Source organism: Exiguobacterium sp. E4787, assembly GCF_018618375.1.
GTDB lineage: Bacteria > Bacillota > Bacilli > Exiguobacteriales > Exiguobacteriaceae > Exiguobacterium > Exiguobacterium chiriqhucha.
In genome coordinates this window covers 24,696-32,176 of sequence record NZ_JACSLY010000019.1, presented here as the reverse complement: position 1 = coordinate 32,176, position 7,481 = coordinate 24,696, and the positions used below count along the sequence as shown (strand labels likewise).

General features: G+C 35.3%; 5 protein-coding genes. 3 read left to right on the top strand and 2 right to left on the bottom strand.

Features of this window, described 5'->3' with window-relative positions; all coding sequences use genetic code 11:
- Positions 1 to 334 precede the first annotated feature (334 nt).
- The gene (locus KNP80_RS15030) at positions 335 to 637 is read right to left on the bottom strand and encodes a type II toxin-antitoxin system RelE/ParE family toxin (RefSeq protein ID WP_353048006.1); all 303 of its coding nucleotides are present in this window, start codon (positions 635 to 637) and stop codon (positions 335 to 337) included.
- Between the two features lie 18 nt (positions 638 to 655).
- Positions 656 to 994: an AbrB/MazE/SpoVT family DNA-binding domain-containing protein gene (locus KNP80_RS15025; RefSeq protein WP_214835025.1), complete on the bottom strand. Its 339-nt coding sequence runs from the start codon at positions 992 to 994 to the stop codon at positions 656 to 658.
- 325 nt (positions 995 to 1,319) lie between these two features.
- Between KNP80_RS15025 and KNP80_RS15020 the strand changes: the two genes are divergently transcribed.
- The 3 genes from KNP80_RS15020 to KNP80_RS15010 all read left to right on the top strand — a co-directional run bounded on the left by KNP80_RS15020 (position 1,320) and on the right by KNP80_RS15010 (position 7,237).
- Positions 1,320 to 3,059, top strand: a complete 1,740-nt coding sequence (locus tag KNP80_RS15020) for an ATP-dependent nuclease (RefSeq protein WP_214835024.1) — start codon at positions 1,320 to 1,322, stop codon at positions 3,057 to 3,059.
- A 416-nt stretch (positions 3,060 to 3,475) separates the two neighbouring features.
- Positions 3,476 to 4,501: a tyrosine-type recombinase/integrase gene (locus tag KNP80_RS15015; protein WP_214835023.1), complete on the top strand. Its 1,026-nt coding sequence runs from the start codon at positions 3,476 to 3,478 to the stop codon at positions 4,499 to 4,501.
- A 480-nt stretch (positions 4,502 to 4,981) separates the two neighbouring features.
- Entirely contained in the window at positions 4,982 to 7,237 is a 2,256-nt protein-coding gene (locus KNP80_RS15010) for an ATP-binding cassette domain-containing protein (RefSeq protein WP_214735338.1), read from the top strand.
- Positions 7,238 to 7,481 lie beyond the last annotated feature (244 nt).

Below are 7,481 nucleotides of genomic sequence, written 5' to 3'. Positions count from 1 at the left end.
TCACATACTAAACTTTACAGGTGACAGTTATCGTGTCACGCATGCGTTGTCGAAACACTAAAACCCAGCTGGCAAAGTTCTGTACTTTTCGTTGCATTATTGTGCACATTTGTATTGCAAAATACAATTGATCCCCTCAATCCTTTTAGTAAACTAATTCCCGAAGATTACCTTCATCAAAAGTGAGGAAGAGCCAATTTTAAACCGCTGTTGACAAGTGTCTTTTGTCAATATGTAATGAATCAGAAATTTAAATTTATGTGTTATAAATTTTTCAAATGAAAGGCGCTTAAGTCAACGTAAAAGTTAGACTTAAGCGCCTTTCATTAATTATTTATTTAGACTTTAAATATCTTTTCAATTCATGATAAAAGTTTTCTCGTGTTCCAGCTAAGATAACGACAATCAATTCCCCGTCATCTCCCATTTCAATACTGTAGGCAATCTCATAGACGGTCCCTTTATGCCTAAAATCATACCCTCTGATGCCGGCCAGATCTCCTGTCTTAAATTCACCAATTTCAGGGTTACTTAAAATCTTTTGAAGATTTATTTTATACAGCTCACTAAGTTGTTTATCTTTCTTTTTTAGCTTCTCAAAATATTTTTTGGCTGCTGGATGAAATACAATTGGCACGTTATCATTCAATTCAAATCAGTCCTCATCGTCATCTCCGAATAAATCATCTATTGATGTTGGTTTAGTGCTTGTTGCTTCCTCGATCATCTGTGAAATAGCCGGACGAATCATATTTTTTCGGCGTTGAAACTCTTTCAAAATGTCGTTCCCTGTGAAGCCTTCTTGAATAACATCCGCTAATATTTCTTCTGAGAAATCATCCGTATGTGTTCTTACTGGTTTGATATGAATAACTCCGTCATTCAGTTCCATAATAATCTCTTTTTCAATACCGATTGCATCAAAGAATTCTTTTGGAATGGCGATTTGTCTTTTGCTGGAGACGGCAACCTTTTTCGTTTTCGTTGCTAACATGGTTTATCTCTCCTTTTTTCACTTTACCATTTTCATTTGTGTAATTTATTTTCGGTCGGTTTTTTGTTCGTCTATTTTTAATTAGTTGACTGTTTGGTATTTTCACTTTATATCCAGTAAGTATTCTTACTCTTTACTTAATACTAACTATATACCACTCTTTTAATTTATTCAATCAAGTTACATATTCGCGCGATTTTATTAATCGGAAATAATCGATATAAAATACAAATAAATACAAATAAAGATTGTTATAACCTTTTTTATTATTTATAGTTAATATATGTATATAAATATTTTTACAAAAATAGCTGGAGGAGAGACCATGAAATTAATTAAATTACGTGTATCTAATTTTAGAGGAATAGCGGGAAATTCAGTTACTGCTGGAATTGAGATTGATTTCGAAAACATAGACTTAGTTTATTTGATTGGACAAAACAATACAGGAAAATCTTCCATCCTCCATTCTTACGAATATTTTGTTACTTCATCCATAAATGCAAAATTGAATGATTTTCACAATAATAATTCAGAACCCATAATTATCGAAGGATGGATTCAAGCCGAAAATGATGAGGATCGACAACATAGTGCAATGGTGAACTCGATGGACCATGAAGGTGTTGGAAGGTTTAAAAAAGAGTGGGTTGAAATAGGCAGAAGCGCTAATAAATATACTTTTAACACAACGAATCAATGCTGGGATATAGGAGGTGCAGGAGGATTCGACACCTTATTACAAAACGCTTGTCCAGAACCAATTTGGTTACGTGGATTAGACGATGTAGAAATAATTCTAGCGAACGTTCAGAAACTGATTAAAGAAAAAGTAATAGACAACGCAGTCAGCTCTTCTCGAATAGGAACTATTCAATCAGAGCTAGAAGAACTTCGTAAGGAAATTTTACAAGATGAATACTCAATAAAATTAGAATCACGATTAAATGATATGATGCAAGAAACTTTCCCTGATTTAAAAGTATCTTTATTTGGAGATAAGAAAGATGATATAAGTAAAAAACTCTCTTCATTTATACATACCGATATCAACTTTTCTAATCGACAAGGGCAAGCTTTGCACATGAGTAATCATGGTCATGGCATTCGGAGACAATTCTTATTCAATTCATTAAGAGGGTTAAATCATGTTTTTAAGGAAATGGAAACTGCTAGAAACAAAAGAAATGTCGAAATAATCGATAATATTGACCAAAAAGATACTTCATCAAGAAAGAAAATGCTTTTAATTGAAGAACCAGAACTTTTTCTTCACCCTCAATCTATTAGATTATTTTCGAAAATACTCTATGACTTAGTAAATCGAGAAAACGGGAATCCGGAGTTTCAAATAATAGCTGCCACACATTCTCCGATTATGATTGATTTAAGTAGAGATCATACTACTTTAATTAAAACTAATATTAATGACTTAGGTGATGTTTGCTTAAACCAAGTGAAATATTCTATTTTTGACGATGAAGAAAAAGAACACATGAAAATGTTAAATACATTTAACCCATACATTTGCGAAGCGTTCTTTAACGATAGGGTTATTTTAGTTGAAGGTGATACTGAAGCTGTAGTCTTTAGAGAGCTATTAAACAAGTTTGTCGCGAATGGTAAAATTTCATATAACGATGTTCCTTTAGTAGTAAATTGTGGTACGAAAAATAACATACCGTCTTTCCAAAAAGTTTTAAACCACTTTAAAATTTGTTATACAGTAATTCATGATTTAGACGACACCTTGAACGTCAATAAACAGAATAATAGCGCATGGACTTTAAACTTCACTATTGAAGCTGGAATCATTCAAGTAAATAATCCTAATATTGCTCGACGTTATATTATGGAACGAAATTTTGAGGATGCCCACCACTACAGTCATACTTCATCATTAGGTAAACCACTTTCGGCTTATAGATTAGTCCAGGGATGGGATGTAAATGATACAAACATAAAGGCCGTAGAAGCTTTGAACTATTGTATTGAATACGACCCAAATCTAGTGTTCGATAGTATTTGGGTGAATAATCGGGATAATTCGAAAATAACTCCTTAATGCTTAAACAATAATAAACCCAAAAATAGAGTGGAATATATAGCATTAAGTATCCTAGGGTAGCTAAACGATTCAATTTTCCCTGAGTCGCCTAGCTACTTTATTATTTCTTGAATCAAACTTTAATCACTCGAAAACTAATCTTCTAAAAAAATCAACCCAAAATTCTATAATATATTAGTCTGTATTTTAATATGAACTTTAATAATTTAACTTGTGATAATATAAGATTATCACAAGTTATCTATTTTAAAGTTTATTTTTGACTATAAAAGTAATACGTTTATTATCAATCAATTAATCCAATTACTTGTTGTATTTAATGCAAAATTACTTATGTATTACTTGTTTTTATCAGGTTTTTTATAAAAAACTCATTTTAAGTTTGAAAATATATAGTGAAAAGAGGGAGAAGCATGGAAATCGAGAAAAAGCAGTTGGCGTTCGAAGTGGCATTGCGAGAATTGACCGGGGCGAACCCGAAACTCGCCGAAGCGTTAAGGAAGGACCATATTGATCTCGAGACCTTGAATGATGTAGAGGTCATCGAATTGTTCTGGGCCACGGAATTGTTCCCAATCTATGCTGACAAAAGCCCACACACGCGACGCGCATATAAACTTGACCTCGAGTTCATTCTCAATTTTGTGATGACGAAGACAGACGGTTTAAAACACCTGACCGTGCTCGACATCCATCGCTACCTATTCGAAGTGAACGAACAGTATGCCCCACGCACGGCGCAACGGAAGAACCACATGTTAAAGCGTCTCCTGACCTACCTCCACGTCAACCATTTTCATCTACATAATCTGGCCTTCCACGTGAAGAACCAACAGCGCCCTGAGTTGCTCCGGCGTGAGGTCGACTTCGACGAGATTGAGCGGATCGCCGAGTCGTTCCGCCATACCGTCAAGCGGGCACAAAAAAAGGAGCTCATGGAGCTCCGGAACGAGACAATCGGTTATTTGTTATTGACGACGGGCATGCGGGCGACAGAATTATTATCAATAAAGTTCACCGACGTTAAGCGAAATCAGCACACGTCCTACCTCGAGGTGAAGGGGAAACGGGACAAGTGGCGCCGAATCCCGCTCACCGAGAAAGCGACCCATCTCGTGAACAGGCTACAGACATTGATGATGATTGAGGAGGTCTCGTCCTCTTTCATCGCCTTTAGCACGAAAAAAGCGAACAAGGCGATCACCTATGAGGCCCTCAGGCTGATGACCCATCAAGCGGTCGACCATGTCGCTAAAGAAGAGAAGACCCCTCCCCACTGGTTCCGCCGGGCCTACATCACAAAGCTCCTAGCGAACGGAAATTCGTTGATTGGGGTCATGCAGTTGGTCGGTCATGAGTCGATCAATACAACGAACTCTTACCTGCAATCTTTGAATCAACTCTCAAATCTATCGTCTGAAGATTTACCATTCGAATAAATTACTCTTTGTGCAATTTATTAAATTATTTACTTTATATATATTACTCCTCATGATTTGAAGAATATCGCAGAAAATTCATCAGTCAAGTTTTTTTCGAACAATGGCGTTTTATAATGGACCCAAGATTTCGGACACGAAAAAGGAGATGTTATGGACGCAAGTTCATCCGTGGTAAGATGTGTATAGGCCATTTGTGCTAACTCCTTAATGTTTTCTTTGGTCGGAAATACATATTAAGTTTAGCACAGAAGGCTTTTTTAGTTGTCTAGCTTAATTTTACAATCTGCGTACATTTAATTTTTTTAAAGCACACCGTAGGTGGCTAACTTGATTATAGAATTTCCCTAAATTTTTTAATAAAATATAATCGGAAATTCAGCTAAAAATTTGGAACTTTAAAATTGATACTTATAAACTTATTTCTCGTTAAAAAGGTAAAAAATATAAATATATTTAATTATGGAGAGGAAGTTTGGGATGAAAAATATCATCATCAAAGGTGCACGACAAAATAATTTAAAAAATGTTTCGTTAAGTCTTCCAAAGCATCAATTGACCGTTTTTACAGGAAAATCAGGATCTGGAAAATCTTCATTAGTATTTAGTACGATTGCAGCTGAATCTGAGCGTCTACTCAATGAAACTTATTCTACATATATACAGAATCAATTAACTCATTATGAGAAACCTGATGTAGATTCCATTCAAAATCTTCCTGTTTCAATGGTCATTAGTCAGAAAAGACTTGGTGGTAACTCGCGCTCTACAGTAGGTACAATTTCCGACATTTATTCTGCTGTTCGTCTACTATGGTCTCGTATTGGTCAACCATTTGTCGGATATTCAAATGAATTTTCATTCAATAATTCGGCAGGAATGTGTGAGAGATGCCAAGGCTTAGGATATGTCGAGGAAATTGATATCGATGAATTGCTGGATTATGACAAATCTTTAAACGAACATGGAATTAATTTTCCTACATTCGGACCAGATCACTGGCGTGGTAAAAGCTATACGCATTCGGGTCTATTTGATAATGATAAGAAGCTGAAAGAGTATTCGAAGGAAGAGATGCATCAATTACTTTATTTAGAGCCGACCAAACTGACCAATCCTCCTGAAGAATGGCCCCGTACTGCAAAATATGAAGGGGTCGTCTATCGATTCAGGCGACTGTTTATTATTAATGATGGCTATGAAAAAAGCAGGTGGCCGGATGAATATGAGCGTGTTGTAACGACAATGGTTTGTCCTAACTGTCACGGAAAACGTTTAAATCAACGTATTTTAAGCTGCAAAATTAACGGTGCAGATATTGCTGATTTTACAAATCAAAGTATCGTAGAAAATATCCTGTTTTTAGACTATCTTACTGATAAAACAGCTGCATATATTGTAAAGCCGCTTAAACAGCAACTTCAATCTCTAGTTGATATTGGACTTGGTTATTTGACACTTGGTCGAGAAACACCTACATTATCAGGTGGTGAATCTCAGCGTATTAAGCTTATTCGTCATTTAAGTAGCCCACTGACCGATCTCGTATACATTATCGATGAACCGAGTGTTGGACTGCATCCTGAAGATATTGAAAATATCAATCGCATAATTATGTCTATTCGGGATAAAGGAAATACAGTTATTGTGGTTGAACACGATCCTGATATTATTAAGATTGCAGATCACATTGTTGACGTAGGACCAGGTGCCGGTAAAAATGGGGGTAGAATTACATTTGAAGGAACATACGATCAACTTCTCGACTCCCACACTGCGACTGGACAAGAACTCAAAGAAAAACATCAACTAAAAGTTCCAAGGTCATCTCAAGAAATGATTCATATCGGTCCAGTTACAAAAAATAACGTCAAAAATGTTGAAGTGTATCTCCCTAAAAATGCTATTTCTGTTATTACAGGGGTTGCTGGTTCTGGTAAGAGTACGCTCATAAAAACTGGGTTTAAACAGATTAAAAATGTTATATTCATCGATCAAAAAGCTATTAATGTTTCAAATCGTTCAAATATATTAACTTATACCAATACATTTGATGAATTACGAGCATTTTTCAGTAAGGAGACAGGGCTAAAGAAAAGTATGTTCAGCTATAATTCTGAAGGTGCTTGTCCAAACTGTAAAGGAAAAGGAATTCTTAAAACAGAACTTGCGTTTATGCCTGATTTTTCACAAGTTTGTGAAGTATGTCATGGAACACGTTATAGACAGGAAGTTCTAGATGCTAAAGTAGATGGTTACTCTATTGCAGATGTCTTACAATTAACGGTGGAAGAAGGAATAAATTACTTCAATACACATCATAAAATTCTGGAGATATTAAAATCCCTCGCTGCCACTGGTCTAGGCTATATGACACTTGGACAATCATTGGACACACTTTCAGGTGGAGAAATTCAACGTGTAAAGCTCAGTGAGTATTTAATCAATCAAGTGACTGACCACATCTTTATTTTTGATGAACCAACAACAGGGTTACATGAAAGGGATATCCATGTGCTGATCGAATTATTTAATCAATTAGTGGATGAAGGTAATACCGTCGTTCTAATCGAGCATAACTTGTCAATGATGACAGAATCAGACTGGTTAATTGATATGGGACCAGCTGCTGGTCAACAAGGAGGAAGATTATTATACAGTGGTTACCCAGAAGGTGTCCTTAGCATACAAGATAGCGTAACTGGGAAACATTTATCTAATTACATTCAAAAATAAGAGGAGTGTATTTAGTGGTGAAAAAAGTAAGATATTTTTAGTGATGGTAAAGTAAAAGCAAGTATATGTAATAAGAAGATATACTAAGCTGATACTTCATTTGGGCAATATGAGCCCCTATCCTTAATAAAGATAGTGAATTAATAGGTATTCACATAGCTGATAAATCTTTCGATAATTAAGAAGTAAAATTAAATAAATAGTTTGTTGAATATTTAATCTTGTGTAAAGGTAATAATATATG

Excerpts from the sequence above, each read along its gene's own strand:
- KNP80_RS15025 (WP_214835025.1), bottom strand. The coding sequence starts at position 994 with ATGTTAGCAACGAAAACGAAAAAGGTTGCCGTCTCCAGCAAAAGACAA.
- KNP80_RS15020 (WP_214835024.1), top strand. The coding sequence starts at position 1,320 with ATGAAATTAATTAAATTACGTGTATCTAATTTTAGAGGAATAGCGGGA.
- KNP80_RS15015 (WP_214835023.1), top strand. The coding sequence starts at position 3,476 with ATGGAAATCGAGAAAAAGCAGTTGGCGTTCGAAGTGGCATTGCGAGAA.
- KNP80_RS15010 (WP_214735338.1), top strand. The coding sequence starts at position 4,982 with ATGAAAAATATCATCATCAAAGGTGCACGACAAAATAATTTAAAAAAT.